Raw genomic sequence first — 25,005 nt, forward strand, 5'->3', positions numbered from 1 at the left:
TAGCGCGATGTGGTACAACTGTTGATAGTGATTATCAATCGTTGAGAAGAAGACGGGAGCGTGTCCATTATGGCAGAAGTAAAGAAAATCGCGGTGATCGCGGGCGACGGAATCGGACCGGAAGTCGTCGGCGAAGCCATCAAGGTGATCAAGAAAGTCGAAGAGCTGTACGAATACCGCTTTGAATTCGAGCATGGCCTGTTCGGCGGAATCGCCATCGACGAGAAAGGAACTCCGCTTCCACAGGAAACACTGGAAATTTGCCAGAAGGCGGATGCCGTCCTGCTCGGCGCGGTAGGCGGGCCGAAATGGGACAACAACACCAAGGAGCTCCGTCCGGAAACCGGGCTTCTCGGCATCCGCAAGGCGCTCGGGCTCTTCTCCAACATCCGCCCGGCGACAGTGTTCGACTGCCTGAAGGATGCCTCGACCTTGAAGCCGGAAGTGCTGGAGGGTACCGACCTGATCGTCGTGCGCGAGCTGACGGGCGGCATCTACTTCGGCGAGAAATTCCGCCGCGAGGGAGAGCATGGCCAAGAGGCGGTCGACACCTGCGTGTACAACGTGCAGGAGGTGGAGCGCATCGTGCGCCAGGCGTTCGACATCGCCATGACGCGCGGCAAGCGGCTTGCCTCCGTCGACAAAGCCAACGTGCTGGAGACTTCCCGCCTCTGGCGCGAGGTCGTGAACCGGATCGCGCCGGAGTATCCGGAGGTGGAGCTTGAGCATGTGCTCGTCGACAACTGCGCCATGCAGCTGCTTCGCCGTCCGTCGAGCTTCGACGTCATCGTGACGGAGAACATGTTCGGGGATATCCTGAGCGACGAGGCTGCCATGCTGACGGGCTCCATCGGCATGCTGAGCTCCGCTTCCCTCGGCGAAGGCAGCTTCGGCCTGTACGAGCCGGTCCACGGCTCGGCGCCGGATATCGCTGGCCAAGGCATCTCCAACCCGATCGCGACCATTCTGTCCGTCGCGCTCATGTTCCGTCTGACATTCGGCTATGCGGACGCGGCGCAGGCGATAGAGGACGCGGTCAAGGAAGTTCTCGATGCCGGCCACCGTACAGGCGATATCGCTGTGGACAAATCCAAGGCGATCGGAACGGAAGAAATGGGACGGCTTATTGTAGAAGCGATCCGCTGATCCCGCCTTTCCGAATGGAACCCGAATACTGAAGCCCGCCTTGCAGAATAGAGTCAAGAATTCCGAATTCCAGCTTGTTATGTCGGTCAAGTCATCCTTTCAACCGATTTTGACTCCGTTCGGATGGAATGATATCATCTTGTTTGAACAGGACAAGAAACTGCACGCTTCACGCGTCGAGGAGGAAATAGACCTATGGCAGAACGTTTGGTCGGCCGCCCGGCTCCGGATTTCACGATGGAGACCGTTGACGGCCAAGGACAGCAATTCGGCAAGGTATCCCTTTCGGATTATCGCGGCAAATGGCTGGTGTTCTTCTTTTATCCGCTTGATTTCACCTTTGTATGCCCGACTGAAATTACTGCGCTGAGCGATGCGGCTTCCGAATTCACGAAGCTTAACACCGAGATTCTCGGCGTATCCATCGACAGCATCCATAGCCACAAGGCGTGGATCAACACGCCTAAGAACGACAACGGCTTGGGCAAGCTGAATTTCCCTCTCGCCGCCGATATCACGAAGCAGGTATCCCGCGACTACGGCGTCCTGATCGAAGAGGAAGGCATTGCCCTGCGCGGTCTCTTCATCATCGATCCGGAAGGCGAGCTGAAATACCAAGTCGTCAACCACAACGACGTAGGCCGCAGCGTAGAAGAAACGCTTCGCGTCCTTCAAGCGCTCCAATCCGGCGGTCTCTGCCCGATGAACTGGAAGCCGGGCGACAAGAACCTCGTCACGAACTGACCTTCGCAAGCAGACAAGCCAGGGCATACGCCCTGGCTTTTTTGTTCGTGCTGTCGACCCGCCTCGGGCATTCCAGCTATGGAGAACGCCCATCTGGGTTAATCTGGATATCGAAAGGGTATTTGAGTATAGTTGAAGACAGGACAAAACATCCACTTTGGCCTTTTCAACGTCTTTCTATATAGACCTAGACCTTGTACTCAGAAGGAGGCGGGCAGCTTGCATTCAGAACCGGCCGAACCGACCGGCATCTATTCCGCTCGGCATGCGGATGGCGCCGAAGCGGTTCGAAGCGGCTTGGAGCGTGTCAGGAAAATGCTGGCCAAAACCGAGCATTTGATGGGAGCGGCAGATGAAAGAACCCGCCGCGTGGAGCAATTGACCCAAAGGGCCTCGGAGCTGCTGGGCGCTTTGAGAGAGGGAGCAGAGGCGCTGAAGGCGGCTGAAAAGGCTGCATCGGATGAATCGGTCCTGCTGCCGGAGGGCGGAGCGGACAAGACGGTCATGGACACGGCTCCGATCAGCGTCGGGCTGGAAGAAGCGGCAGAAATCGAGGAGCTCGTGCGGGCTATTACGAGGGAAATACGCGAGCTCCAAAGGGAACGGATGCCTTTTTTGAGCGAGGCTGCGTCCGGCGGGCGCCAGGCGGTTAAAGATAACCAATACGAATGATTGGACAGGGAGGAATGACTGTCATGCCGGACTACAACCGGGAAGAGCCCAAGCCGGAGATCGCCCCTCCGGCCTCGCCAGAAGTCGAACCGCCAAAGGAGCCGGAGATTCGGCCCGAGCCTTCCGCTCCGGAGATTCAACCCGGCCCTCAGCCGGTGCCGGAGATTCCGGACTTGCCGTCCGAACCGGGACCGATTCCGGATTCGCCGACCGAAGTCCCGCCGCCCAATCCGCTTTGAGCGGAATTCAGCGGCAAAGGAGCAGCAGAGGGCGCAGGAATGATGCGGTGCCGCATCGAATACAATTTCCATACCTGTTGCGAAGAAACCGAAGCTAGGAAGGTATAGGCCAAAGGCAGTTCAAGGAGGGAAATACCATGAGTTTCTGCTGCGGAGCAAGCATGATTGGAACCAAAGGCACGCTCAGGCATTACCGGACTCACATCCATAACGTCCCTATTTTGTTCTGCCCGGTTTGCCATCGTGTGGATATTCATTATATGATAGAGAGCGAATATGAAATATTGGCTGAATATGCGCATGGCGACGGAGTGACGGAAGTCGACTTCCAGGATTACGTGGACCAGAAAGGAAAGTCCATCTTCGAGAACTGTGTCAACCACGATCATGAGGATCCGATGGACGTGGTGGCCAGCCAGATCGACATGGCTCTGGACCTGCTGAGCTTTTCCAAGCAGCTCGGGGACCACGCATGGGAAGAAGAGCTGAAGAAGCGGCTGGCGATTTTGAATCTTCGCCGCAACAAGCTCAAAGCCAAGCGGGCTTCCGAGGGATTCTGCTGACCGATGCCATTCAATGCCTCCTGGATGCAGGAGGCATTTTTTATTTTCGTCCACTCCCATTAACGGAGCGTTGCCTCCGAATGATATAGACAAAGCGAGGTGCAGCCCTTGCTGCTGATGCTGTTCAAAAGATGGCTTGGGCTTTCAGCCAGGCGCAAAGAGGAGTCCGGGCACAAGGCGGATTCGCTGAACCGGCTGATCAAGCAAGCGCAGGATGGGGACAGGACAACCCGGGAACGCCTGATCGCCGACTACCGGCCCTTTATCCTGAAGGTCACAAGCCGATTCTGCAAGCGATATGTCGATCCTTCCCGGGATGACGAGTTCAGCATTTCGCTGATCGCCTTCGATGAAGCGATCAGCCAGTTCTCGCCGGAATCCGGCCGTTCGTTCGCGGGATTCGCCGAGACGGTCATCCGCCGGCGGCTTATCGATCATGTCCGCAAGGAACAGCGGCATATCCGCTCCCTGCCGGCCGGCTCCTTCCAAATGGAGGAAGAAGAGGAGACGTTTTATTCCCTCGCGTTCAACAGGCAGGCGGTGCTCCGCTTCAACCAGGATCAGGAAGCAGAGGAGAGGCGCCAGGAAATCATGGAATTCACGGCTGAGCTGGCAGCCTACGGAATCCGATTCGCGGATCTGGCGGAATCATCTCCGAAGCATGAGGATTCCCGGATTCTTCTGCAGGGAATCGCGGCGAAGCTGGCCAAGCAGGACCGCTTGTTCAGCGTCCTGCTGGCTACCCGGCGGCTGCCGGTCAAGGAGCTTACGGAACTATCCGGCGTGTCGCGCAAGACGATCGAGCGCAACCGGAAATATTTGATCGCCGTATCGCTGCTCGTCCACGGGCGGTACCCCTATTTGAAGCATTATATACATATAGAAGCGCTCAAGGAGCAAATCGAGAAGAAGGCAGGAGGGACAGGGCTGTGAGCAGCAGAGGCATCGTCATGGAGGCCAGAGGCAACAAGCTGGTCGTGCTGACGCAAGAAGGCGGCTTCCGGAAAGTGAGGGGGCTCGGAGACGAGAGAATCGGCCAAGAGATCGTCCTTACAGCACAGCGGAAGCTGCTCAGAATGCCCAAGGGCCTCATTCCCGCCGCCGTCATTCTGATTCTGATCGCCCTGCCTGCTTTCTGGGCGGCTCGGGCCGAGGCTCACCCGGTGGTCGCTTACCTCAGCCTGGATGTGAATCCCAGCTTTGAAATCGGCGTGGACCGCGAACTGAACGTGCGCAAGCTGGAGGCGATGAACGACGATGCCCTTCCGTTCGTGGAAGGACTTCAATACGAGGGGCTGCCCGCCGAAAAGGTCATGGAGCTGCTGGCCCGGAGACTGGCGGAATCTTCCTATCTGGGCAGCGGCGGCGGAGCGGAAGTCATCCTGGCCGGAGTCAAGCTGGATGCGGGAGCGGGCAATGCGGTGGCGCAGCTGAGCCGGCAGGCCGAGCAGGCGCTGCTGAGCGCAGCCGGTTCCGCCCAAGCTTCCGGAATCCATGTCACCTCGCTGGAATCCACCGAGGCGGTTCGGGAGGCGGCGGCCGCCAAAGGCTTGTCCACGGGCAGAATGACGGTGTATCTGCTGGCCAAGAGCCAGGGCTACAATGTCAGTCTGGATCAATTCCGCAGCGGGGCGATTCGGGAAGTCCTCTCCTGGGACGGAGGCGTGGACGCTTTGGTCGGCGACAGCCAAAAAATCGGCAGCGAGAAGCTGCAGGAGCAGCTTGAACGCGAGAAGAAAGTCGCTGCGACCGCGCTTCCTCCCGCATCTCCCGTACGAAAGGCATCTCCAGCTCCCCAGGAGCGGCCTGCCGGCGCAGCCGTCCGCCAGCAATCGGCCAAGCCGTCAGCGTCTCCCAAGCCGTCAGCGTCTCCCAAGCCGTCAGCGAAGGCATTCAAGCGGGATGCAGCCGGGGCAGGGGACAGGTCGGGCGCCGAGCGGATTCGCGATTCCAGACAGCGGGCGGAGCATCGGCATTGGCAGGGCGGAGATCATAAATCGTTCGGCGATCCGGAACGGAAGCGCCTCGAGGCCGAAAAGCTGCTGAAGGAAAAAGCTGAAGCCGCACGCGCAAAACTGGATGACAAGGCGCGCAAAGCAAGGGAGAAACGAAGAGCAGAGATTGAGGAAGCCTTGAAGCGCCGTCATGAAGAAATGGAACGGCATGCCGGACAGCAGCGCGGCCATAACGAACAGCGCAAGCCGAATTGACCCCGCGCCGGAAGCCCGCTCCGCACCTATCCTGATGCTTCCGAAACTAGCAATATTCGACATTATTTCCGATTGACACTGATATTGGCGAAACCTATGATAAATGTACGAATACGACGGCTTGAACACGTATCCAAGCATCCAGAATGGAACGGGGGGGGCGGACTCGTACATGGAGATGGAATTGTTCAACATCAACAATGTCAAGGATGCCATCAAGGCTCGCCAGAGAGGCAGAGAGCTTGCGAGGGATCTCGGCTTCGGTATCATCGACCAGACGCGGATCGCGTACGCCATATCGGAATTGTCAGGCTGTTTCGTGGAAATGCATCAAAGGAGCCAAATGCTGATGGGACGGGTAAGGGGCGATTCCGGTGAAACCGGAATGGAATGGTCCTTGATCGGCAGCAGCGATTTTTCCCCCGAGATGGAGGAAGAATGGAAATCGCTCTGGTCCGAGGAATGGGATATGGCCATTACCCGCCGAGTCGGCACCTGCATTACTTTCCGCAAGTGGCTGCCTCCCTCCTACTACATGGACTCTACGCCGGTGCAGCTTCAGCTGTTCGCCACAGGAGAGGAGCAGAGTTAATGCAGGCAATTCGAAAGCGCTATTTTCCGGCGCTTGCCGAATACATCCGCAGCGGTAGCGAGGCTTCGCTCTATCAAGCTACGGAACTTGGGAAGACCTTTCACAATATCGGTCCCGAAGAGGTTATAGCCGTCCATGAAGAATGCATGCGCAACATCGTCCTCAACGTAGAGTCGGAGGAAGCGCTGGAACTGTACAACCGATCCTTTCTTTTTTTGATCGAGCTGATGGTCGCCTACCGGTTCCGGCATCAGCAGGAGCGGACGCCGGATCAGAGGTACACGGAGATGCGGGAGATGCTCTCCCGCTCTTATCGTTCCTTCGAGAGGGTCAAGAGCAAGTATGAGAATGTCCTGCAGCATATGGACAGCGGCATCGCCCTCTTCGACAACGACAACATGCTGACGTTCATGAATCTGCAGATGGCGAGATTCCTGGACGTTCCCCGCAAAACGCTGATCGGCTGCAGCATCCTCGATATTTTGAGGCATCAGCAGCTGAGCCGCACGACGAGGCGGCTGCTGGTGAGGCTCTACCGGGAAATCATCCTTCGCCGAAACAAATACTTCGAGTTCCAGGACAGCAGCGGACGACATCTGCTGATTACGGCCACCTCCAGCGAGCAGCTGGACGGCGATTATCTGATCAGCATGAAGGACGTGTCCGAGTACAAGCAGATCGAGCAGACGGCATACCAGAACGACAAGCTGGCGATGCTCGGCAAGATCGCCGCATCCATCGCGCATGAAATACGCAATCCCCTGACCTCGATACGGGGATTCATCCAGCTGCTCCGGCCTCATCTGGTCGAGCTGGGCAAAGAAGAATACGCCAAGATCATGGTGGCCGAGATCGACCGGGCCAACGACATCATCTATGAGTTCCTCAACTCCTCCAAGCCTACGGCACCGATGAAGCAAACCATCTCCCTGACATCATTGCTCAAAGAAGTCAGCCTGCTCAGCGAGAGCGAGGCGCTCCTGCACAATTGCGAGATTTACCTGGAATCGCATGAAGTCGACATGCTGGTCTCCATCGACGTCAAGCAGATCAAGCAGGTCGTTCTGAATATATTCAAGAATGCGATGGATGCCATCGGAGAGCTGAACGGGGAGAGGCCCGGAAGGATCGATGTGGTGCTGCGAAGACAAGCCGGATTTGCCGAAATCACCGTCAAGGACAACGGCAAAGGAATGGATCGTTCGACGCTAAACCGTCTGTTCGATCCTTTTTTTACGACCAAGGAGTCCGGCACGGGTCTCGGCTTGTCGGTCAGCTACCGGATCATCCGCAATCACGGCGGCACGATCCGCGTTACCAGCTCTGCCGGTCAAGGCACGGTGTTCACCGTTTATTTGCCAATCGCAGAGTAAGGGCTTAAAATCGGGAGGGTACAAGCTCCCGTTTTTTTGCTTTTTAATAGACGGGATAGGGAAAGGATGACAACAATGAAAATCAAGTTGAAATATACGGAGCCTCAATCCAACCAGGATTGGGAGCTGATCATTCGGCCGGTGGATGCTGCCGGCCTGCAGGAAGAGAACGATGCAACAGCAGCCGGCCAGGAAGAGGATCCGCTCTCCGTTCCGGCCATTCGGCAAGCGGTTCAGGCACTGGCGTCCAAAGGGCTGCTCAAAAGCGGCCAGCCCGGGCAGACGATGCCTCTTCTCGGGCTTCATCCCGCAGGCAGCGCGGCATTCATCGGCTTGTCCTCCGGCACTCTGGATGCGGACGACATCCGCCGCCTCGGAGCGTTGGCTTCCAAGGAAGTCCGCGCCAGCCGCGCCTCTGCCGCAAGGCTGCTCGTAACGGCGCAGCTGTACGGCGGAACAAGCGGCTGCACGACGGCTCAAGCCGGCCAGGCTCTGGCGGAGGGCATCCTGCTCGGGGCCTATGACCGGACCAAAACGACGGGAGCTCCCAAGGAGCAGGCTTCGGCGGAGCTGGCTGTCCATCTTCCAGACGGCGTCGATGCCGATCTGCGGAAGCAGTGGGAAGCGGGCGTCCAACGGGGCATCGTCATGGCCGAAGCGGTCGCCGAGGCCAGGGATCTCGTCCATCTTCCGGCGAATGAGCTGATTCCGGAGGCGCTCGCCGAACATGCGGAACGCCTTGCAGCCGAGTACGGCCTGGACTGCGAAGTCATCGACGAGTGGAGCGCCCACGAGCAGGGCATGGGCGGACTGCTCGCGGTAGGCAAGGGAAGCCAGCATCAGCCGCGAATGATCGTGCTCCATTATGAGGGCGATCCCGGCAGCGAGGAGAAATGGGGCCTCGTCGGCAAAGGGGTCACCTTCGATACGGGCGGATACTCCTTGAAGCGGATCGCGGGAATGGAAGACATGATCATGGATATGGGCGGGGCGGCAGCCGTGCTCGGAGCGATGCGCATCATCGCAATCGAGAAGCCGAAGGTCAACGTGGTGGCGGTCATTCCAGCGGCGGAGAACATGATTTCCGACCGGGCTTTCAAGCCGGGAGACGTCGTGACGATGATGAACGGCATGACGGTGGAAATCGTCAACACCGATGCGGAGGGACGCATCGTGCTGGCGGACGGCCTTACGACAGCTATTCGGCGGGGAGCGACAAAGCTTGTCGATGTCGCGACGCTGACCGGCGCGGTCGTGGCGGCTTACGGCGATATCACCTCCGGCATCATGGGCAACGACGACGAGCTGCTGAGCGGCTTGCAGGAAGCCTCCAAGCGGTCCGGCGAGCGGGTGTGGCCGCTGCCGGCCTATCCGGAGTACCGGAAGCAGCTCGATTCCGAGGCCGCCGACCTGAAGAACAAAGGCGGCAGCTACGCTGCGGCCAGCATCGCCGGCATGTTCATCGGGGCTTTCGCGGAAGAGAAGCCTTGGCTTCACATCGACATCGCCGGTACGGCTTGGATCAGCCGCGCACGAGGCTGGGAAACCAAGGGCGCGACCGGAGTCATGACGCGGACGCTTGCGGAGCTGCTGCTCCGAGGATAGAGACGGACATCACCATGCCGGGATGCCGGCATGCGGGACTCGGTTTGCCTTTGCGTTCTTCACCGTTTTCCCGTATTATAGTAAGAAAGTTTATGATGAAGGAGTTCTGTGCCCATGTCTTCCAAAAACAGCATCAGCAAAATCGTCGACTGCACGGTCCGTGATGGAGGTCTTGTCAATAACTGGGATTTCAGCATTGAGTTTGTGCAAGATTTGTATCGCAGCCTGGATGAGGCCGGCGTTGAATATATGGAGATTGGCTACAAGAATTCGCCCAAGCTGCTCAAGGGTGCCGACTCTGCCGGTCCTTGGCGCTTCCTGAACGATGACTTCCTGCGCAAAGTCATCCCGAACAAAGGGAATACGAAGCTGTCCGCGCTCGTGGACATCGGCCGAGTGGACGAAGCGGATATTCTGCCTCGCGTCGACAGCATGCTGGATCTGATCCGCGTCGCCTGCTACATCCAGGATGTGGACAAGGCACTGGAGCTCGTGTCCTTGTTCCATGAACGCGGCTACGAGACGACGCTCAACATCATGGCGCTGTCGAACGTCATGGAAAATCAGCTGATCGAGGCATTCGAAGCCATCCGCGAGAGCGTCGTCGACGTGGTCTACGTCGTCGACTCGTACGGCAGCCTCAAGCCGAACGACATGGCTTACCTGATCGACAAATTCAAGCAGCATTTGCCGAACAAGAAGCTGGGCGTGCATACGCACAACAATCAGCAGCTTGCTTTTGCCAATACGCTGCTCGCTGTCGACAAAGGCGTGGAATTCCTCGACACCTCCGTATACGGCATGGGCCGCGCCGCCGGCAACTGCAACACGGAGCTGCTCGTATCGCATCTTCCGAATACGAAATACGAAGTGCGCCCCGTGCTCGAAATGATCGAGAAGCACATGATTCCTCTTCGCGAGAAGGAAGAATGGGGCTACATCATGCCGTACATGATCACCGGCCTGCTCGACGAGCATCCGCGTTCCGCGATGGCGCTGCGCAGCTCCGACAACAAGGACAACATCGTCGATTTCTACGATCAGCTTACAACGCCGGAGATTCTTCATTCCAAGTAATCTCCCGGCAGGGCATGCGATTCTGGTGATTGTCGTGCCGGAATGGCTGACCGCGATGGATGGGCCCATGATTTGCAGGTACAGCCCGCTTGTGCTTTCATGACGAAAGCGCAGGCGGGCTTTTTCTATGATATCTTTTGCGCAAGAAGGGAGCTTCTTCAATGTGTGGGCTCTCTAATGCAAGAAGCATACTCCAGCGCATCTTTAATCAACCCGCAGCCGTCATTATAATGCCACTGACCGTACCTTTTGTTTTGTCTCGCGCAGGCTATGAATTTGTCCAATCTGTCCTTGAACGATTCGGACTGATTTTTATGGCTCTGTGTCGTATCGATTCGAACCCGCCTGAAATTCTCATATGCCTGTTTATCCTCCTTTAGCCGCTGCTCCATCTCCGTATCTATCCGAAAAGAGTCAGGGTCCACATCGGGAAGAGCCTTTCTTCCCTCGTCTCTCATCAACCCCAGCTTTGCGAGGCGGCGAACACGTTCGTTGTTCAGTTCCGTCCATGAGCTTTTCCTGAAGCCAGATTCTCAACTCTTCTCTCGAATTTATTTGAACGGGATTTTCAATTTCCATACAATAAACTCCTTCGACTGTTCATTGATTTGGATTTTATTCCTATAGGTATTAAAAAAGATCGAGGACAACAGTCTGTCATGCATCCGTATAAACTCCCGAAAATACCGCCGAGTTCGGCAAACCGGCAAATCTAAAGCGGGTCCAAGCCCGTTCCGCAACTTTAGTCCGAGTCAGAGGGAGCCTTCTGGATGGAAGCGGTCCCGCCCGACGAAAAAGAGGAGATTTACAGCCGCGGCATAACCTGATATCTTGATGAAGCTTCCCACGGGAAGCTTGCAAAAGCAAAATGAGAGCGGCTTCATGACCTAAGGCGAGCCGCTTGCCATAAGGAGGAATCGGGATGTACCGCGTATTGCTGGCCGATGACGAAGCCGACGTGAGGGAAGGCCTGCTGAGCGAGATCGATTGGGAAGCCTGCGGATTCACCGTAGCGGGCACAGCCGAGAACGGCCTGGAAGCGCTTGAGCTTGCCCAGCGCCTGGAGCCTGATGTCGTCATTACAGACATTCGGATGCCGTTCGTCGACGGGATGGAGCTGGTCCGCAGGCTGAAGGCCGAATCGCCTCTTGTCAAAACGGTCATCCTGACCGGCTACGACGAGTTCGATTATGCCCGGCAAGCCGTCTCTCTCAGCGTGGACGAATATTTGCTCAAGCCGTTCTCGGCTGCGAGCCTGACCGAGCTGCTGCATAAGCTGCAAACGCGCATGGAGCTTGAAATCGCAGAGCGGGAGGACATGCGCAAGCTCAAGGAGCATTATCATACGAGCCTTCCCCTGCTGAAGGCCAACTTCCTTTCCTCCCTGCTGCACCGAAAGCTTCCGGAGCCGGTCATCCGGGATAAGGCCCGCCATTACGGCTTGAGCCTGGAAGGAGAGGGCTGCTCCGTTTCGGTCATCAGTCTGGACAGCGCCGCAGCGGAGGCGGAGCTGCCTGCTCAGGCGGTCCAATCTCTGCGAACTTCTCCTGATGTCGATCTCAAGCTGTTCGCCGTGCTCAATATTGCCGGGGAAATATGGGAGGGCAGGGAATTCGGAACGGCGTTCATCCATCAGGACCATGTCGTTCTGCTTGGCTTCGGCAAGACGGACGAGTCCTGGAAGGAGAGGCTGCAAAACGCTCTGGAGCATATCGTCCGCAGCGTCGAGCATTATTTGCGCATGCCTGTCACGATCGGCTCCGGAGCGGCCAAGGGCGGGCTGAGCGGCATCAAGTCATCGTACGACGAGGCTCTGCTCGCGCTGGATTACCGGCTCGTTCCCGGCACCGGCCGAATTCTGTTCATCGAGGATGTGGAGAGGCGAGGCTCCTCTCCTCTGCTGCTCGATGAGCTGCGGCAGCAGGCTCTGTCCCGCTGCCTGAAGGTCGGAACCCCGGAGGAGCTGGAAACGGTCCTTGAGACGATCTTCGGGGAGATCAGGGCGGAGCATGCTTCGAGCGGCATCCAGCTCTACTTGAGCGAGGTGCTGACGACGGTCTGGCGTACCGCCCAGTCCTCCGACGTCGACATGGAGGATGTGCTCGGCGCCGGCTTCCAGCCCTATGCCGAGCTCGTCCGGATGACCGGGCTGGCCGAAGCCCGCCGCTGGATAACGGAGATGTGCGGGGCCGTCATGGGCAAAATCTCCGGGAAGCGGCAGCATGCCTACCGCGATCTGATCGAAGAGGCGATGTCCTTTACACGGGAACGCATTCATGACTCGGATCTGTCGATTCCGATGGTATGCTCCCATCTTCATATCAGCGCCGGCTATTTCTGCGGCTTGTTCAAGAAGGAGGTCAAGCTGACCTTCCTCCAATACGTCATGCAGCTTCGCATGGAAAGGGCGCAGGAGCTGCTTCGGACGACGGAGCTCAAAGCGTTCGAGATCGCCGAGCGCATCGGCTTCTCCGAGCCGAATTACTTCAGCTTCTGCTTCAAGAAACATACCGGCAGCACGCCGAAGGAATACCGGAGCCGGATGAAGGACGTCAGTCCGTCCGGACAGGAAGGATGAGGGGCGGAATGTTCCGGCTGGAAATGCCGGGCTGGATCAAGCAGAAGCTGCGGAAATCGCGGGTGAGCAGCATCCAGTCCATCGTCATCTGGTCCTTCTCCATCATGATCGTGGTCGCGATTACGACCGTAGCCGTCCTTCTCCACGAGAAATTTTCGGCTTCCACCGAGCGGAGCGCCTTTCTTGCCGCCAGGCAGACGGTCGACCAGGTCAGCTACAACCTGGAGGACTATATCAGCGGCATGGCCGGTTTTTACAGAGCCATCGAGGTCAACATGCTGAAGAACGGCGAATGGGACGGCCAGCAGGTGGACAAGCAGCTGGACACGCTGATGGGCAGCCGCGACGACATCGTCTCGATCACGCTGTTCGACAGCGGCGGCAAGCTGCTCAAGAACCGTCCTGCAGCCGCTCTCAGGCCGAGCGCCAACGCGACCGGCCAGGGATGGTTCCAGGCGGCGGTCCGGGTGCCGGATCATCTCAGCTTTTCGCTCCCCCATATCCAGAATTTATACAAAGGCTCCTACCAGTGGGTCGTATCCATGAGCAAGCGGATCACCGTCGTCCGCGACGGCCAGCCGCAGGAGGTGATCCTGCTCGTGGACATGAACTTCAAGCAGATCGACGAGCTGTGCAGCCGGATCAGCCTCGGCCATCGCGGTTATGCCTATATCATCGACGAAGGCGCAGGCAACATCGTCTACCATCCCCAGCAGCAGCTCATCTATATGGGGCTCAAAAGCGAGAATGTCGAGCAGGCGCTCGTCGCTTCTTCGGACTATGTGGAGGACATGAACGGGAACAAGCGTCTCATCACCGTCAAATCCGTCGCCAATATCGGCTGGAAAATCATCGGGGTTTCGTACATGGACGATATCCTGACGAGCCGCGAGGAGGTCAACCGCTATCTCGTCCGCGTCGTGGCCGGCGTTCTCGTGCTTGTCGTGCTCGTCAGCATGCTGCTCGCGATGTCCATCGTCCGTCCCATCAAGCGCATGGAGCGGACGATGCGGGCCGTGGAGAGGGGCAACTTCGACGTGGAGCTGCCGGTCGAGGGGCCGCTTGAGGTGGAGCGGCTGTCTCGCCGGTTCAACCTGATGATCCATAAGATCCGCCAGCTGATGAAGCAGATCGTCCAGGAGCAGGAATCGAAGCGCAAGCATGAGCTGGAAGCGCTGCAAGCCCAGATCAATCCCCATTTCCTGTACAATACGCTGAACTCCGTCGTCCGCATGGCCGCGATGAGCCGGGGAGAAGAGGTCGTCACGATGATCACCTCGCTCTCCAAGCTGTTCCGGATCAGCCTGAGCAAAGGGCAGAATGTCATTTCGGCCCGCGACGAGCTTGAGCACGCCCATCATTATCTGGTCATCCAGCAGATGCGCTTCGGACGCAAGTTCCGGTTCTCCATTACCGCTACCGAGGAAGCGGAAGCCTGCATGACGCCGAAAATCGTGCTCCAGCCCTTGATCGAGAACGCGATCGAGCATGGACTGGAATATTCCGTGGAGGAGGGAACGATCGACATCTCCGCGGACGTCGTGGACGGGATGCTCGTGTTCCGGATCGAGGACAACGGAGCCGGGATGGATTCCGTCAAGGCAGCCCTGCTGCTGCACGGAGCTTCCGTGCCGGATGCGGGGCGCGAGCCTTCGGCGACGGGCAAAGGCTCCGGAGTGGCGGTGAGGAACATCCATGACCGCATCCGGCTTTATTACGGAGCGCCGTACGGCCTGGAATTCAAGAGCGAGCTGGAGGAAGGAACGGTCGTATGGGTCCGGATGCCGGCGATCAAGGAGGTCGATGACCATGAATAGAAGTTTGGCCGCGGCGTGCGGATGGCTGTCTCTGCTCTTGCTGGCCGCTGCCGCCTCGGGATGCGCGGGCGCCGCAAGCAAGGAGAAGCCTGCCGAAGCGCAGATCGCGCTCATCGCTCCGCAGAGAAGCGGGGCGCTTGCCGATTCCATCCGGCTTGGGGCGGAGGCGGCGGCGAAGGAATACGGCAGCCAGCTCCTCTATATGGACGCCAACGTCAGCGACTCCGGCGAGGAGGGCCAGCTCAAGGCTGCGCAAAGGGCGATCGCCCTGGGCGCGTCGGTCCTTCTGCTTGACCCCGACAGCGAGCAGCAGCTCCGGCTCATTGCCGCGGAAGCGGGCAAGGCGGGGGCATCGGTCGTGACGCTGAACGACACCTACCCGGTCGAGGGGGTCGCGAGCAGCATATCGATCAACAACCGCGAAGCGGGAAGGATGGCCGGCGAGGCGATGGCGGAGCTGCTGCATGGCAAAGGAATCGTTTCGCTGCTCGGCTCGGATTCCGCGGCTCCGGGATATGAGCAGCGGGAGCTGGGGGTCGTGGAGGCTTTGGGGAGACACAAAGAAATTACGGTGCATACCGGCTATTCCTGCGGAAGCTCCCCGGACGGCTGCGCCGAAGCGGCGCGCCTGCTGATGGAGCAGGCTGACGGCGTAGTCGCCCTGCAGGAGCAGGGAGTGCTCAGCACCGCGCAGGAAACCGTGAAGCGGGGGCTGTCCAGCCGCGTCAAGATCGTCGGCTTCGGCAGCGAGGTTCCTCAGCTGGAGCTGCTTCAGGACGGAATCATCGACATTCTCGTCGTGCAGAGCGGCTTCAACGCCGGGTATCTCGGCATGCAGCAGGCGCATGAGCTGCTGGAAGGCGGCCATGCCGACCGCACCGTCACGCTGGATACGAAGGTCGTGAATCCGGACAGCATGTTCTGGATGGACAATCAGAAGCTTCTGTTCCCTTTCGTAAAGTGAAAGGAGGATCCGAGCCGAATCACATGAAGATTTTGATAAAACAGATGAAAATCTTCTATTCGAATCTTCTGCAAACCCTTTCATAATAAAGAGGAGAACAGAACCGGGAGGTCAAAGGATATGAAAAAAAGAGCGACATTGGCCATAGTGATGGCGGCGGTCATGGTTACGGCTGCGGGCTGCGGCTCGAACAACAACAGCGGCAGCGACGCCGGAAGCGGCAACGGCGGCGGCGACAAGCCGAAAATCGGCGTGGCGATCTATAAGTTCGACGATACCTTCATGACAGGCGTCCGGAATGCGATGACGAACGCGGCCAAGGACAAGGCGGAGCTGGATATCGTCGACAGCCAGAATGCCCAGGCGACGCAGAACGATAAAGTGGATCTGTTCATTTCCAAGAAATACAAGGCTCTGGCGATCAATCCGGTTGACCGCACGGCAGCCGGCGTCATCATCGACAAAGCCAAGCCGGCCAACATCCCGGTCGTCTTCCTGAACCGGGAGCCGGTCGCCGAAGACATGAACAAATGGGATAAAGTCTACTACGTCGGCGCCAAAGCCGAGGAATCGGGCACGCTGGAAGGCCAGCTCATCGTCGACTACTGGAAAGCCCATCCGGAAGCGGACAAGAACAAGGACGGCATTCTGCAGTATGTCATGCTGCAGGGCGAGCCGGGGCATCAGGATGCCGAGCTGCGCACGAAGTACTCCATCCAGGCGATCGAGGACGCAGGCATCAAGGTCGAGAAGCTGGAGCAGGATACGGCGATGTGGGACCGCACCAAAGGCCAGGATAAGATGCAGACTTGGCTCGCAGCCCGCGGCGACAAAATCGAAGCGGTTCTCGCGAACAATGACGACATGGCCTTGGGCGCGATCGAAGCCCTCAAGGCAGGCGGCTACTTCACAGGCAGCAAGTTCATGCCGGTCGTAGGCGTGGATGCGACGGCCCCGGCCATTCAGGCGCTGCAGGACGGCACTTTGCTCGGCACGGTGCTCAACGACGCCAAAAACCAGGGCGCGGCTACGGTTGCGCTGGCGACGGCATTGGCCAAAGGCGAGACGCCTACGAAGGACAATACGGGCTACGACATTACGGACGGCAAATACGTCTGGATCGCCTACAAAAAGATCACCAAGGACAATGTAGCCGACGCTCAGTAATTCTGAGTCTCCATGCAGGAAATAGAAACGCGAAGGGCTCGCGGCTTGAACAAGCGGGCCCTTTTGCTCTCTTGACGGGAGCCTGTCCCCGAGCGGCGATTCGGTCAGGCGATGAAATCGTCTTTTGCCGTCTTGCAGACGGCGGAGCCGTTCGACGCGTTCGCAGCCATGGCAGGCTGGAAATGGCCGGGCTGTGGCCCGCGCCAGAACCTAGAACGTAATCAAGGAGGTGCAGCGATGATCAGCTCACCCTATTTGCTCGAAATGAGAGGCATATCCAAAGCCTTCCCCGGCGTGCAGGCGCTCGACAAGGTCAACCTCAAGGTTCGGCCCGGCACAGTGCATGCGCTGATGGGAGAGAACGGAGCCGGCAAATCCACCCTGATGAAATGTCTGTTCGGCATCTACAAGCCGGATGAAGGAGAAATTCTCCTCGGCGGCGAGAGGGTGGATATTCCCAACTCCAAAGCTGCTCTCTCGCACGGAGTGTCCATGATCCACCAGGAGCTCCATCCCGTTCCGCATCGCAACGTCATGGAAAATATTTGGCTGGGCCGTTTTCCGATGCACTGGCTCATGTTCGTGGACCACAGGCGCATGCTGAGCGACACGAAAGAGCTGCTGCAGGATTTGAACCTGGACATCGACCCCCATGAGTTGACCGGGTCGCTGTCCGTATCCAAAATCCAGTCGCTGGAAATCGCGAAAGCCGTCTCCTTCCATTCCAAGGTCATCGTCATGGACGAGCCGACCTCTTCCTTGACGGGCAACGAAGTCGAGCAGCTGTTCGAAATCATCCACAAGCTGAGGAGCCGCGGCGTTTCCATCATTTATATCTCGCATAAAATGGAGGAAATTTTGCGGATCTCGGATGAAGTCACCATTATGAGGGACGGCAAATACGTCGGCACCTGGGATGCCGAGGAACTGACGACGGATCTGATCATCAGCCGCATGGTGGGCCGCGATTTGAGCGAGCGGTTCCCGGAGCGGTCGAATACGCCATCGTCGGTCATTTTGAAGGCCGAGGGGCTGACCTCCTCCAATCCGATGTCTTTCAAGGATGTAAGCTTTGAGCTGCGCCGAGGGGAAATCCTCGGAGTCGGAGGCCTGGTCGGCGCCCAGCGCACGGAGCTGATCGAAGCGTTGTTCGGCCTGCGGCATCTCAAGACGGGCACGATCTCCATCGACGGCAAGAAAGTAGCCATCAAATCGCCGGCTGACGCCAAAAAGCATAAAATCGCGCTCCTCACCGAAGAGCGCCGCACGACCGGCATTTTCCCGGTGCTATCCGTCTATGAGAACACGATTGTCGCCAACATGGGGCGCTACCGCAACGCCTTCGGCCTCATCGACGAGAAGAAGGGACGCAGGGAGGCGGCTGAGAATGTCGCCCGATTCCGTACGAAAACACCGAACGTGGACACGCAGATCCGCAACCTGTCCGGTGGCAACCAGCAGAAGGTGCTGCTCGCCAGATGGCTGCTTACCGATCCGGATATCCTGCTGCTCGATGAGCCTACCCGCGGCATCGACGTCGGGGCCAAATTCGAAATCTACACGATCATCGCCGAGCTCGCGAAGCAGGGCCGCAGCATTATCATGATCTCCTCGGAGATGCCGGAGCTGCTCGGCATGTCGGACCGGATCATGGTCATGAGCGAGGGCCGGATGACCGGCATTCTCGACGGCCGCAAGGCAACGGAGCAGGAAATCATGCGCCTCGCCGCGCAGCAGCGGATGGCTTAGCAGAAAGGAATGAACGACTATGAGCACGCAAATGAATACTCCAGCCAAGAAACCGGCCGGCCGGGCCGTCCTTGACTACCTGAAATATCTCGTCACGCAGAGAGCGATCTTCCTCGTCCTGATCCTGCTGGTCGTGGCAATCGCGATCATGGACCCGAACTTCCTCGCCTACTCGACTCTGCGGGATATTCTGCAGCAGAATTCCACCCGGGCGATCATCGCTCTTGGAGCAGGCTTCATCCTCATTACAGGCGGCACCGACTTGTCGGCGGGACGGGTCGTCGGCCTCACGGCTGTCGTCTCGGCATCCATGCTGCAGATGGACAAATACGCGAGCAAGTTCTATCCCGACCTGCATGAAATTTGGATCGGCTGGCCGATTCTCATCGGCATCCTGGCCGGCGTGCTCGTCGGCTGCGTCAACGGCTTCATCATCGCCAAGCTGAAGGTGCCTCCGTTCATCGCTACCCTCGGCACCATGGTGGCGGTGTATGGACTCAACTCGCTGTATTTCGACAGCGATCCCAACAACTCGCAGCCTATCGCCGGCTTGCGGGATGACTTCAAGAAGCTAGGCTCGGGTTATATCGACTTCGGAGGCGGCTACACGCTGCCGTATATTGTCCTGATCGCCATCGGAATCGGCATCGTCTGCTGGATTCTGTTCAACAAAACACGGCTGGGCAAAAACATGTACGCCATCGGCGGCAACGTCCAAGCCGCACATGTATCGGGCATCAACGTTGCCCGCAATCTGATTTTCATTTATGCGATCGCCGGAGCCTTGTATGGCGTAGGCGGAGTCCTTGAGGCTGCCCGTACCGGCGGAGCGACGAACAACACCGGCAACATGTACGAGCTGGACGCCATCGCAGCCTGCGTCGTCGGCGGCGTATCGACGGCCGGCGGCATCGGCACCGTGCCGGGCATCATGGCCGGCGTCCTCATCTTCGGCGTCATCAACTACGGCCTTACGTTCATCGGCGTCAGCCCGTATTGGCAGCTGATCATCAAAGGGCTGATCATCGTCGCGGCGGTCGCTTTCGACATCCGCAAGTATGTAGCGAAACGCTAATCGGAATTCCGGCGTAGAGGAACGGGAGACGGCAGCCATGCGGCTGCCGTTTTCGATTATGGAGATCAATAGAGGTCAGCCTCTCCAAAGAATCAGGCTTCGACGAAAATGGCGATGGCCACTTACAAGACTTGGGATGGTATAATAAGGTAAAAGCATGCTGGAACCCTGGAGACAAGGAAGAAAATATGAACTTTTTCGGCGGCGGCGAAAAAACACGAGGGATTGAATCGGAAGGCAAAGAATCCTTTAAGGGACAACGATCTTCACAAACGGCTGAGAAGCTCGATAAAGAAGAAAGAATGCTTCTTCATGCAGGCAGGAGGTGCGATCGATGATGAGAGACAAAATTCCTCGTTAATCTCGAGGCCCGCCTTCCTATTTGGTTCTCTTATTAACCGGAGGATCAAAAAAAGGAGGAGAAGCATGACAACGGACTTGGAAAACCAGTGGAAAGAGCTGCGTTTTGGAGTTGAAATCGAATTTATCGGAGGCAGGCCGCAGGAGCTGGAGCTGCTGCCGGGCTGGATCATGTCGCTGGACGAGAAGCAGATCGACGAGACCGGCATGAAGTCGGGCAGCGAGCTGAAGCCGCCGCCGCTGCGCTGGGAGGACCGCGGCCAGCTCCGCATCATGCTGGATCGGCTGGCCGCTCAAGGCGCCGCCGCGAACTGGAGCTGCGGACTCCATGTGCATGTGGAGCTGGCTGCATACGGCGAGAGCATCCTGCTGCCTCTTCTTGAAGCGGCGCTGCGATGCCAGGATGCGCTTGCCAGGCTGCTTGGGTCGAGTCCGCATCGAAGGCTGTACTGCCCGCCTGTCGCGAAGGCCATGGCCGAAGCATTCCGATCCAGCCATGATCCGCTAGCCGTCAGGCATTTCGGCAGGCCGCAATCGCATCGCTGCGGCATTAATATCCGGCCCTGGTTCGACATCGGAACGGTCGAGATCCGTTATGCCAACGGCTCTCTTGATTATGGGGAAATCATGCGCACGGTGGAGCTCTGCCTGCGTTTCGTCGCAGCCGTAGGAGCCGGAGCCGCTCTGCCGGATAATCCCGAGGAGCTGGCAGCCGCGCTGAACGCGCCGTTTGGCGGATATCCTCCTCCTATCGAGCCGCCGCGCTGGTTCAAGGAGAGAATGTGGCTGGAGGAAGCCATGATTCCCGTATTCACGCCTTTGATCGCCATGCTGGCGCCAGAGGCGGAGCTGCACCACATCCTTCCCGTACCGGACGGTCTGAGAACGGTCATTGAATTTCCGGGAGGAGAGCAATGGGAATATGATTGGCGCCCCACGGCTTCGGGATGGGAAAGATTCCATCCAAATGAAAGAATCCAAATCCGATAGATTTCGATACAATCGATTCAATTCGAGAATGCAGACGCCTAGCAGCATGGGAGGGACGGAAAATCAAGGCTCGTCATCTGGGGTATCTATTCATCATCCTGCTGTTGATGGCGGCTTTTACCGTACCGTCGGATGATGATTATCATCGTTACTTGAGCCAGGAGCATGGAGTCAAATGCCTGGTGTATGATCCGGAGTGCCTGCCGGGCTCCAAAAAATCCAGTTCGGAGCAGATTGGCAACTACATTGCGTACATGCAAGCGCGGACGCAGCTCGAAGACGGCGGCGAGATCAGCGTTGTAGGCATTTTCGGCCATTTTTTCGTTCTCGAGAATAACTTGAATTAAATCGATGGATCATCCGCTTCCGGGCTATGCGGATGCGGCTTCAATTCAAGGACGAAAAAGGAGCGATTGAATATGGACATCGGCAAGAGGAAGGAAGAGCTGGCATCGACATGGAAAGAGCTGCGCGGCCAGCGCAGCCGGCTTCCGCTAGCTCCGGACGGAGCCGGAGGCAGCGGCGAGCTGGAACGCCTGCTTGATCGCGCCGAGGCGGAGCTGCTCGAACCGGAGGCCGCCGAAACCGGCGGAGAGGAACGGCTGCGCCTGCTGGCGCTTGTGTCCGGCCTGCATCTGTGGAACGGCAGCCTGGATCGTTCCCATGAGCTGGCGCAGAATCTGGATACGACCGAAGGAAGCTATCTGCACGGGATGATGCATCGGATGGAAGGGGATTACGGCAACGCGAACTATTGGTTTCGTGTGGCCGGAGGCCATCCCGACGCGCAGCGGCTGCAGGCGGAGGCAATCAAGCTGGCTGACGGAGGCGGCATCGCGGATGAAGCGCTTGTCCGCAAGCTGAAGAGGGGCGCGGAATGGAATGCAGCCCTGTTGACGGATTTATCGGCGGCTTCGTCGCTGACCGGCCACGCCAGTCCCAAGACGCAGCTGCTGGAGCAGCTTCAGGCGCTGGAGCTGTCGGCCTTGCTGGACCGTCTGGCCGGGATTGGGAGCAGGTTGGCATAGCTTGCAGGGGAGGAAAAGAGATGTATTCGACCGGGCAAATAATCTCTACGGTGGTCATGCTGATTGTGTTGTATTGGCCGGTATATAAGCTGACCCGAAGAGTGAGGGAGCTGGAGGACAAGGTCAGCGAGCTGGAACAGCGCTGAGCACGATTCTTAATCCCTGCCTCCCTGGATTCTCGTATCTAGGCTAATCCGAAGCGACGATCCGCACGGATACGCCGCTGCATTTAGTTCAGCAGGGCAGGCATTAAAGGGCATCTGGCCTGCCCCATGAATTCTACAGTCCTCGAAGCTCACCATCCCCGCGCAGAGCGGCGGCATGGTGGGCTTTGTTGGCATGGAAGTAGGCCAGGCCCTGGAGCGCCCTGCCGTCGGTTGTCCGTGCGATCAGGCTGATCTGGATATCGGCGGCTGTATAGAAATAATCGAGCAGCTCCTCGTCCCGGATTCCATTCACATCGACATACCAAAGGCGGGATCCAGCCTCCGTCACGACGACCAGATCGGCCGATTCCATGTTCAGGCGGCGTGTCCATTCCCCATGTTCAATCTCAAGCGTCAGCAGCCGGTAGGTTTCCATTGCGCATTCTCTCCTAGAAATGGATTCAGGTGCAGGTTTGTTTTTTCAGGATGGACCCGCGATTAGATCTGTTTCCGATTGTAAGGACGGACAGTCCGCATTGCAACCTTTTGGCTGCCCGGGGCGTCTGGACGAAAACAGCGGATATGGATGGAGAATCCAATTGTTTGCTGAGCTTTGGGGGGATTCACGATGCGGCTGAAGAGAGAAAAACGCGCGAAAGGCAGCATGGCGGCAGGGCTTGCCGTCCTGATCCTGCTGGCCGGATGCTCTTCGGAGGCCGGCGGGGAACGGCACGGGATATCCGCAGATACCGGCTCCCATAGCCGTGCGCCTGCGGCAGTAAGCGGCGATGCAGCCTCTCAGGCAATGGCTTCTTCAGCCGGAGAGGGAGCCATGGACAACGGACCTTCGAAGAAATCCAAAGGTTCCAAGGACATAAGCATCGCCCAGTCGGAGATGGGCGAAAGCCTTCCGGCAGAAAACAAAAAAAGCAATCCCGAGCCTCAGCCGGGCATGCTGACGGCCGGCGAATGGAATGATCATGCGGCTTGGAGCAAGTGGAAGGACCTGAGCAGCGGCGGAGAAGGGAGCGGATACATCCGGCTCTGGGGATTCGATACCCGCTATCGGATGGTCGTCAGCGTCACACGGGACGGCTCGCCGGCCGTCGACGTTCCGGTCAGGCTCCAATGCGGACAGGATGACGGCTGGTCGGCCCGGACGGACAATACGGGCAGAGCGTATCTGTTCGCGGCGCTGGCGTCTTCCCGGGACTTGATCGGGCGGGAGGGCTTCGGGGATGAACCGGCCGCTCCGCAAGGCACAGGCGAATTGGAAGACAATGGCCAGTCCAATGGCGGCTTCTCTCCGGAAGCTTCCTCCTGCCGGGTCAAGGCTTCTCCGGATGGCGGCAGTCCGGCGTCCCGGACGCTGGAGCAATCGGACTGGAAAGCCGGGACGGCGGCGATCAGCCTGGACGGAAGCGGCACGCAGCCGTCCGAGGTGCTCGATCTCATGCTCATGGTCGATGCGACCGGCTCGATGGCCGACGAGCTGAAGTATTTGTCGGAAGAGCTGAGCAACGTCGTCCGTCAGGTGAAAAAGAAAAACGGGCAAACCCTCGAAATCAGGGTAAGCCCGAATTTTTACCGGGACCGGCATGATGAATACGTCGTGAGGCCGTTCCCGTTCACGACCGATGTCGTCGAGGCTCAGGGACGCATCGCGGCCCAGGAAGCGGACGGCGGCCAGGACTACCCGGAGGCAGTGGACGAGGCGTTGGAGAACGCCGTCTCCGGCCACGATTGGAGCAAGAGCGCGAGGGCGCGCCTGCTTCTGCTCGTGCTCGACGCTCCGCCGCATCGGGAACAAGCGGCGGCGGAGCGGATCCGCCTGATGGCGGCCGAGGCGGCGAAGCAAGGCATCCGCATCATTCCGGTCGCCGCCAGCGGGGCGGATCTGGAGACGGAGATGCTCATGCGCACGCTTGCCGTCGCGACCGGAGGAACCTATGTGTTCCTGACGGACGACAGCGGCATCGGCGACAGCCACAAGAAGCCGGAGGGCGTCACCCCGCAGATCATGCCGCTCAACGATCTGCTTGCGGATCTGATCGGCCGTTACGTCAGCGCCTCGATCGGATGAAATACGCATCCTCCAGAGTCGGCTCCATGGCCTCGAACTCCGGTCCGGGGGATTCCGCGGATATGATGCGGACCCGGCGGCAATTTCCTTCGGGTCGTACCTGAAGCATCGATTCCGCAGGCAGCAAGGCATAGCGGGAGGCATCGACCGTGCCTTGCCAGACCGAGAGGGGAAGCCCTCCGGTCCATTCGCGGGCAGAGCCGAGAAATCCCGGCCTGCCTTCATGAAGCCACAGCACGCGGGTAGCCCAGGCTTCCCATTCGTTCAGCTCATGCGAGGACACGACGACCGTTCTCTTGCGGGCATACAAGGCAAGAAAACGAATGAAGCGCAGCCTCTCCAGCGAGTCCAGCGCGTTGAGCGGCTCGTCCAGAAACAGATAATCCGGCGAGCCGATGACGGACTGGGCGAGCGCGATCCGCTGGCGGATGCCTTGCGGCAGCGTCTTGATGGCGCGGCGCCGGTAAGGCTCCAGCTGGAACTGGGCAATCACTTTGTCCGTCTCCGTCATTCCGGCTTCTCCCTTGAGCTCGGATAAATACTTGAGCAGACGCTCGGTTTTCATATCCTCGTACAGCTCCAGGCCGGTAGGCACATAACCGATCGAAGCCCGGATGGAGGCAAGGTCCCTGTCGGGAGTCAGCGTCCCGTAGCGGATGGAGCCCCGGTCTGGGAATTCGGCCGTCGCCAGCAGCTGGAGCAGGGAGGACTTGCCCGAACCGTTGGATCCCGACAGCACGGTAATGCCCTCTTTCAGCACGAGACGCGGAACTTGAAGGACGAAGCTCCTCCTTTGCCAGCGAATGCCGCTCAGTTCGATCATGGCG

24 protein-coding genes and 1 pseudogene are annotated in these 25,005 nt (G+C 58.5%); 21 read left to right on the plus strand and 4 right to left on the minus strand.

The annotated features are described in order from the left end of the window. Positions 1 to 69 precede the first annotated feature (69 nt). The 4 genes from leuB (at position 70) to PHU01S_RS13000 (ending at position 2,801) form a co-directional block, all read left to right on the plus strand. Positions 70 to 1,146 carry a 3-isopropylmalate dehydrogenase gene (leuB, locus tag PHU01S_RS12985; protein WP_048744718.1) on the plus strand — a complete coding sequence of 359 codons (1,077 nt, stop codon included), beginning with the start codon at positions 70 to 72 and terminating at the stop codon, positions 1,144 to 1,146. Between the two features lie 195 nt (positions 1,147 to 1,341). Beyond that, positions 1,342 to 1,890: a peroxiredoxin gene (locus PHU01S_RS12990; protein WP_021878419.1), complete on the plus strand. Its 549-nt coding sequence runs from the start codon at positions 1,342 to 1,344 to the stop codon at positions 1,888 to 1,890. Positions 1,891 to 2,109: 219 nt separating this feature from the next. After that, positions 2,110 to 2,562 (plus strand): hypothetical protein, encoded by a 453-nt coding sequence (locus PHU01S_RS12995; RefSeq protein WP_127507913.1) that lies wholly within the window; start codon positions 2,110 to 2,112, stop codon positions 2,560 to 2,562. Positions 2,563 to 2,585: 23 nt separating this feature from the next. After that, on the plus strand, positions 2,586 to 2,801 hold the full coding sequence (locus PHU01S_RS13000) for a hypothetical protein (RefSeq protein WP_021878421.1): 216 nt from the start codon (positions 2,586 to 2,588) through the stop codon (positions 2,799 to 2,801). Here PHU01S_RS13000 and PHU01S_RS26320 read toward each other — a convergent pair. After that, positions 2,711 to 3,058, minus strand: coding sequence for a hypothetical protein (locus PHU01S_RS26320; RefSeq protein WP_218032449.1), 348 nt, complete (start codon positions 3,056 to 3,058; stop codon positions 2,711 to 2,713). The genes PHU01S_RS13000 and PHU01S_RS26320 overlap by 91 nt on opposite strands. On the opposite strand from PHU01S_RS26320, the gene PHU01S_RS13005 reads away from it, so the two are divergent. The 7 genes from PHU01S_RS13005 to PHU01S_RS13035 all read left to right on the plus strand — a co-directional run bounded on the left by PHU01S_RS13005 (position 2,939) and on the right by PHU01S_RS13035 (position 10,221). Beyond that, positions 2,939 to 3,364, plus strand: a complete 426-nt coding sequence (locus tag PHU01S_RS13005; protein WP_049869367.1) for a hypothetical protein — start codon at positions 2,939 to 2,941, stop codon at positions 3,362 to 3,364. The two genes, PHU01S_RS26320 and PHU01S_RS13005, sit on opposite strands and share 120 nt — an antisense overlap. A 117-nt stretch (positions 3,365 to 3,481) precedes the next feature. After that, a complete protein-coding gene (gene sigI, locus PHU01S_RS13010; protein ID WP_232312799.1) occupies positions 3,482 to 4,297 on the plus strand; it encodes an RNA polymerase sigma factor SigI in 816 nt (271 codons plus the stop codon). Next, a complete protein-coding gene (locus PHU01S_RS13015) occupies positions 4,294 to 5,574 on the plus strand; it encodes an anti-sigma factor domain-containing protein (RefSeq protein ID WP_127507915.1) in 1,281 nt (426 codons plus the stop codon). The genes sigI and PHU01S_RS13015 overlap by 4 nt, the downstream gene beginning before the upstream one ends. Before the next feature lie 103 nt (positions 5,575 to 5,677). Beyond that, entirely contained in the window at positions 5,678 to 6,166 is a 489-nt protein-coding gene (locus PHU01S_RS26140; protein ID WP_174806367.1) for an ATP-binding protein, read from the plus strand. Next, positions 6,166 to 7,539, plus strand: coding sequence for an ATP-binding protein (locus PHU01S_RS13025; RefSeq protein ID WP_048744724.1), 1,374 nt, complete (start codon positions 6,166 to 6,168; stop codon positions 7,537 to 7,539). The genes PHU01S_RS26140 and PHU01S_RS13025 overlap by 1 nt, the downstream gene beginning before the upstream one ends. 75 nt (positions 7,540 to 7,614) lie before the next feature. Then, positions 7,615 to 9,144: a leucyl aminopeptidase gene (locus PHU01S_RS13030; RefSeq protein WP_048744726.1), complete on the plus strand. Its 1,530-nt coding sequence runs from the start codon at positions 7,615 to 7,617 to the stop codon at positions 9,142 to 9,144. A gap of 114 nt (positions 9,145 to 9,258) precedes the next feature. Further along, the gene (locus tag PHU01S_RS13035) at positions 9,259 to 10,221 is read left to right on the plus strand and encodes an aldolase catalytic domain-containing protein (protein WP_048744728.1); all 963 of its coding nucleotides are present in this window, start codon (positions 9,259 to 9,261) and stop codon (positions 10,219 to 10,221) included. A 158-nt stretch (positions 10,222 to 10,379) separates the two neighbouring features. Here the strand turns inward: PHU01S_RS13035 and PHU01S_RS27015 are convergent. Next, positions 10,380 to 10,742, minus strand: a pseudogene (locus tag PHU01S_RS27015) (YdeI/OmpD-associated family protein); the annotation flags it as partial. 401 nt (positions 10,743 to 11,143) lie between these two features. Here PHU01S_RS27015 and PHU01S_RS13045 point away from each other — a divergent pair. From PHU01S_RS13045 to PHU01S_RS13085, 9 genes are all read left to right on the plus strand, one after another. Further along, the gene (locus tag PHU01S_RS13045; RefSeq protein ID WP_048744730.1) at positions 11,144 to 12,799 is read left to right on the plus strand and encodes a response regulator; all 1,656 of its coding nucleotides are present in this window, start codon (positions 11,144 to 11,146) and stop codon (positions 12,797 to 12,799) included. Between the two features lie 8 nt (positions 12,800 to 12,807). Next, positions 12,808 to 14,616: a sensor histidine kinase family protein gene (locus PHU01S_RS13050; RefSeq protein ID WP_246029223.1), complete on the plus strand. Its 1,809-nt coding sequence runs from the start codon at positions 12,808 to 12,810 to the stop codon at positions 14,614 to 14,616. Further along, a complete protein-coding gene (locus tag PHU01S_RS13055; protein WP_164763061.1) occupies positions 14,609 to 15,580 on the plus strand; it encodes a substrate-binding domain-containing protein in 972 nt (323 codons plus the stop codon). The genes PHU01S_RS13050 and PHU01S_RS13055 overlap by 8 nt, the downstream gene beginning before the upstream one ends. Positions 15,581 to 15,700: 120 nt before the next feature. After that, entirely contained in the window at positions 15,701 to 16,747 is a 1,047-nt protein-coding gene (locus PHU01S_RS13060) for a galactose ABC transporter substrate-binding protein (RefSeq protein ID WP_048744733.1), read from the plus strand. A gap of 237 nt (positions 16,748 to 16,984) precedes the next feature. Continuing rightward, a complete protein-coding gene (locus tag PHU01S_RS13065; protein ID WP_049869380.1) occupies positions 16,985 to 18,496 on the plus strand; it encodes a sugar ABC transporter ATP-binding protein in 1,512 nt (503 codons plus the stop codon). A 31-nt stretch (positions 18,497 to 18,527) separates the two neighbouring features. Next, positions 18,528 to 19,571 (plus strand): galactose/methyl galactoside ABC transporter permease MglC, encoded by a 1,044-nt coding sequence (gene mglC / locus PHU01S_RS13070; protein ID WP_048744764.1) that lies wholly within the window; start codon positions 18,528 to 18,530, stop codon positions 19,569 to 19,571. Between the two features lie 426 nt (positions 19,572 to 19,997). Next, positions 19,998 to 20,921: an amidoligase family protein gene (locus PHU01S_RS13080; RefSeq protein ID WP_164763062.1), complete on the plus strand. Its 924-nt coding sequence runs from the start codon at positions 19,998 to 20,000 to the stop codon at positions 20,919 to 20,921. A 107-nt stretch (positions 20,922 to 21,028) separates the two neighbouring features. Then, positions 21,029 to 21,268, plus strand: coding sequence for a hypothetical protein (locus PHU01S_RS26325; protein WP_218032448.1), 240 nt, complete (start codon positions 21,029 to 21,031; stop codon positions 21,266 to 21,268). Positions 21,269 to 21,340: 72 nt separating this feature from the next. Beyond that, the gene (locus PHU01S_RS13085; protein WP_127507931.1) at positions 21,341 to 21,949 is read left to right on the plus strand and encodes a hypothetical protein; all 609 of its coding nucleotides are present in this window, start codon (positions 21,341 to 21,343) and stop codon (positions 21,947 to 21,949) included. A 279-nt stretch (positions 21,950 to 22,228) separates the two neighbouring features. Here PHU01S_RS13085 and PHU01S_RS13090 read toward each other — a convergent pair whose 3' ends face one another. Then, positions 22,229 to 22,531, minus strand: a complete 303-nt coding sequence (locus PHU01S_RS13090; RefSeq protein ID WP_127507933.1) for a hypothetical protein — start codon at positions 22,529 to 22,531, stop codon at positions 22,229 to 22,231. Positions 22,532 to 22,723: 192 nt separating this feature from the next. On the opposite strand from PHU01S_RS13090, the gene PHU01S_RS13095 reads away from it, so the two are divergent. Next, positions 22,724 to 24,178, plus strand: a complete 1,455-nt coding sequence (locus PHU01S_RS13095; RefSeq protein ID WP_127507935.1) for a vWA domain-containing protein — start codon at positions 22,724 to 22,726, stop codon at positions 24,176 to 24,178. On the opposite strand, the gene PHU01S_RS13100 is transcribed toward PHU01S_RS13095, so the two are convergent. Continuing rightward, positions 24,159 to 25,001, minus strand: coding sequence for an ATP-binding cassette domain-containing protein (locus PHU01S_RS13100; RefSeq protein WP_021882385.1), 843 nt, complete (start codon positions 24,999 to 25,001; stop codon positions 24,159 to 24,161). The two genes, PHU01S_RS13095 and PHU01S_RS13100, sit on opposite strands and share 20 nt — an antisense overlap. Positions 25,002 to 25,005 lie beyond the last annotated feature (4 nt).

Source organism: Paenibacillus humicus NBRC 102415 (assembly GCF_004000905.1).
Lineage (GTDB): Bacteria > Bacillota > Bacilli > Paenibacillales > Paenibacillaceae > Paenibacillus_O > Paenibacillus_O humicus.

Bases quoted from the DNA above. Each gene is read 5' to 3' on its own strand.
- PHU01S_RS26140 (WP_174806367.1), top strand. From the start codon at position 5,678: ATGTACGAATACGACGGCTTGAACACGTATCCAAGCATCCAGAATGGA.
- PHU01S_RS13095 (WP_127507935.1), top strand. From the start codon at position 22,724: ATGCGGCTGAAGAGAGAAAAACGCGCGAAAGGCAGCATGGCGGCAGGG.
- mglC (WP_048744764.1), top strand. From the start codon at position 18,528: ATGAATACTCCAGCCAAGAAACCGGCCGGCCGGGCCGTCCTTGACTAC.
- PHU01S_RS13085 (WP_127507931.1), top strand. From the start codon at position 21,341: ATGGACATCGGCAAGAGGAAGGAAGAGCTGGCATCGACATGGAAAGAG.
- PHU01S_RS13055 (WP_164763061.1), top strand. From the start codon at position 14,609: ATGAATAGAAGTTTGGCCGCGGCGTGCGGATGGCTGTCTCTGCTCTTG.
- PHU01S_RS12990 (WP_021878419.1), top strand. From the start codon at position 1,342: ATGGCAGAACGTTTGGTCGGCCGCCCGGCTCCGGATTTCACGATGGAG.
- PHU01S_RS13030 (WP_048744726.1), top strand. From the start codon at position 7,615: ATGAAAATCAAGTTGAAATATACGGAGCCTCAATCCAACCAGGATTGG.
- PHU01S_RS13080 (WP_164763062.1), top strand. From the start codon at position 19,998: ATGACAACGGACTTGGAAAACCAGTGGAAAGAGCTGCGTTTTGGAGTT.
- PHU01S_RS13000 (WP_021878421.1), top strand. From the start codon at position 2,586: ATGCCGGACTACAACCGGGAAGAGCCCAAGCCGGAGATCGCCCCTCCG.
- sigI (WP_232312799.1), top strand. From the start codon at position 3,482: ATGCTGTTCAAAAGATGGCTTGGGCTTTCAGCCAGGCGCAAAGAGGAG.
- PHU01S_RS13065 (WP_049869380.1), top strand. From the start codon at position 16,985: ATGATCAGCTCACCCTATTTGCTCGAAATGAGAGGCATATCCAAAGCC.
- leuB (WP_048744718.1), top strand. From the start codon at position 70: ATGGCAGAAGTAAAGAAAATCGCGGTGATCGCGGGCGACGGAATCGGA.
- PHU01S_RS13090 (WP_127507933.1), bottom strand. From the start codon at position 22,531: ATGGAAACCTACCGGCTGCTGACGCTTGAGATTGAACATGGGGAATGG.
- PHU01S_RS26320 (WP_218032449.1), bottom strand. From the start codon at position 3,058: ATGAATATCCACACGATGGCAAACCGGGCAGAACAAAATAGGGACGTT.
- PHU01S_RS13035 (WP_048744728.1), top strand. From the start codon at position 9,259: ATGTCTTCCAAAAACAGCATCAGCAAAATCGTCGACTGCACGGTCCGT.
- PHU01S_RS13025 (WP_048744724.1), top strand. From the start codon at position 6,166: ATGCAGGCAATTCGAAAGCGCTATTTTCCGGCGCTTGCCGAATACATC.
- PHU01S_RS13005 (WP_049869367.1), top strand. From the start codon at position 2,939: ATGAGTTTCTGCTGCGGAGCAAGCATGATTGGAACCAAAGGCACGCTC.
- PHU01S_RS26325 (WP_218032448.1), top strand. From the start codon at position 21,029: ATGGCGGCTTTTACCGTACCGTCGGATGATGATTATCATCGTTACTTG.
- PHU01S_RS13100 (WP_021882385.1), bottom strand. From the start codon at position 25,001: ATGATCGAACTGAGCGGCATTCGCTGGCAAAGGAGGAGCTTCGTCCTT.
- PHU01S_RS13060 (WP_048744733.1), top strand. From the start codon at position 15,701: ATGAAAAAAAGAGCGACATTGGCCATAGTGATGGCGGCGGTCATGGTT.
- PHU01S_RS13045 (WP_048744730.1), top strand. From the start codon at position 11,144: ATGTACCGCGTATTGCTGGCCGATGACGAAGCCGACGTGAGGGAAGGC.
- PHU01S_RS13050 (WP_246029223.1), top strand. From the start codon at position 12,808: ATGTTCCGGCTGGAAATGCCGGGCTGGATCAAGCAGAAGCTGCGGAAA.